Here is a 2,396-nt window from a genome sequence, read left to right on the forward strand (position 1 = left end):
CCTGATCGCACAGAATGCCGCCCGGGCGAGGCCAATCCGCGCCTCACCTGAATTATCGCCGGAATCCAGCGTTCAGACAGTCTGAAACACCTTTCGGTGGAGACGACGCAATTACAGGCCGCTGATAGTGCATTCTTCAACGGCCCCATCTGTTTTTTTTGCCCCGCTTTCACCAGCGCTTCGCGTAGAATTTCGTTCTCAATAGTCTTGCGACCGAGCAGGTGCTCGAGATCGCGAACGCGGTCCTCGAGCTTGCGGACCTCAGAGGCGCCGACTACCGGCTCGTTCGATTCCACGGCCATCGCGTCCCCCTCGTCCATCAGCCGGCGCCACCGGAACAACAGGTTCGGTGCCACGCCGTTGCGCCGTGCCACGGCGAAGACGGACTCCCCCGGCACCAGGCTCTCTTCGATGATGCGCAGCTTCTCTCGCGCCGGCCAGTATCGGCGTCCGCCAAGGCCAGTGATCACCTCGACGCGATGATGGGTCTCGTTGGGCATAAGCATGTCCTCAAGCACAGACTTGAGCCTTCCACGATCATGCCGGGCTGTCCGGTCGAAATAGGAGGCAGTCCATGGAGGAAAATCCCGTGGAAGGCCAGATCGCGCAACCGCGCGAGACAACAATCCTAGTAAGGAACCTCGCCGCGATCTGCCGGTGTCCTGACAATCTTCCTGAATGATAGCCCTTCGAAGATTGAGGGTTCCCCCAGGAAACCGCGCAGTTAAACACTTGCGTGATATTTGCGAGGGGCAAGCCAGTGATAGCAATCGTCGATTCCGTCAATACGGTCCTTTGGGGCTATGTCTTGGTCTATGGACTGCTGGCCGTGGGTCTCTATTTTACATGGCGAACGAGGTTTCTGCAGTTTCGGCATTTTCCCGAGTTCTTCCGCGTCATCAAATCCTCCCGCGAGACGTCCGCGGCGGGCATCTCTCCCTTTCAAGCCCTTACGATCTCGCTGGCAAGCCGGGTCGGCACGGGCAACCTCGCGGGGGTTGCCGTCGCGATCTATCTTGGCGGACCCGGTGCTGTATTCTGGATGTGGATGGTGGCGCTGGTGGGTATGGCGACAGCCTATGCCGAATCGACGTTGGCGCAACTCTACAAGGTGCGAAATTCGGATGCTCAGTATCGCGGTGGCCCCGCCTTCTACATGTCAAAGGGCATCGGCTCCAACGCGATGGGCTACGTATTCTCGCTCTGCCTCATCCTCAGTTTCGGGCTGATCTTCTCGGCCGTGCAGGCGAACTCGATTTCCGTTGCCATGGAAGAGGCCTTCTCGATCCCAAGGATCGTCAGTGGCCTCGTCATCGGTGGTCTGGCGGGCATCGTGATCTTTGGCGGCATCAAGTCAATCGCGCGCGTCGCAGAAAAGATTGTGCCGGGCATGGCTGGACTCTACATTCTTGTGGCCCTTGTCATCGTATTCATCAACATCACCGAGGTTCCGGCCATGCTGGCGCTGATCGTCAAATCGGCCTTTGGTTTCGAGGCGGCGGCGGGCGGCTTTACAGGCGGTTTCATGGCCGCTTTGCTCAACGGGGTAAAGCGCGGTCTCTTTTCGAACGAAGCGGGCATGGGTTCGGCCCCCAACATCGCGGCGGTCGCCGTGCCCGATCCGCACCATCCGTCGAGCCAAGGCCTCGTCCAGGGGCTCGGCGTCTTCATCGACACGCTTGTGATCTGCACCGCGACCGCCTTGATGATCCTGCTGTCGGGCGCGGTGGACTATTCCGAAGGCGCGCCAACCGGCATGGCGTTGACGCAAATCGCGCTCGAGCAGCATGTTGGCGCATTCGGCCCGGTCTTCGTCGGCATCGCTATCCTGTTCTTTGCCTTTACCTCAATTATCGGCAATTATTCCTATGCCGAGAATGCGATGGAGTTTCTCGGCATGGGCAAGCGCATCCCACTTCTCGTGCTGAAGGCGCTCGTGGTTCTGATGGTCATCTGGGGATCGCTGCAGGCGGTGACGACTGTATTCAACATCGCCGACGCCTCCATGGCACTGATGGCGACGGTGAACCTCATCGCGATCCTGATCCTGTCGAAGACCGTTACGAAGCTCACGCGGGACTATTTTGCGCAAAGGCGCGCCGGAAAGGAGCCGCTGTTCAAGATCGCAGACTACCCCGAACTTGGCGACGGAGTAGACCATTCGATTTGGAGCCGCAATGTCGAGAAGGAAACGAAAGCATCGACCCCGGAATAGAAGCGGGCGCGGCGGCAACGCATTTGCTATGGTTCTGATGACTGTCATTGTGTCAGAAGCGACCGAGGGGACTGTTGCGTTGCTGACTGGTTGGCGAGGCTCTTTTGCACGGAACGCGTGAAGGCCGAGCGGCCCCTTTCCCCTGTAGGGTTCAGCTGACGGGTCGCGTGACGGGGATGCC

The 2,396-nt window shown here is 59.3% G+C and carries 2 protein-coding genes; one reads left to right on the forward strand and one right to left on the reverse strand.

Annotated elements, in window-relative coordinates; genetic code table 11:
* Positions 1-500 (reverse strand): transposase (locus Q1B08_RS21280; RefSeq protein ID WP_299823312.1); only part of this gene is annotated, 500 nt, incomplete at its 3' end.
* Positions 501-760: 260 nt separating this feature from the next.
* Here Q1B08_RS21280 and Q1B08_RS21285 point away from each other — a divergent pair.
* Positions 761-2,215 (forward strand): alanine/glycine:cation symporter family protein, encoded by a 1,455-nt coding sequence (locus tag Q1B08_RS21285; RefSeq protein WP_299823315.1) that lies wholly within the window; start codon positions 761-763, stop codon positions 2,213-2,215.
* The last annotated feature ends 181 nt before the right edge of the window (positions 2,216-2,396 follow it).

The sequence above is a fragment of the uncultured Jannaschia sp. genome, from assembly GCF_947494025.1.
Lineage (GTDB): Bacteria > Pseudomonadota > Alphaproteobacteria > Rhodobacterales > Rhodobacteraceae > Jannaschia.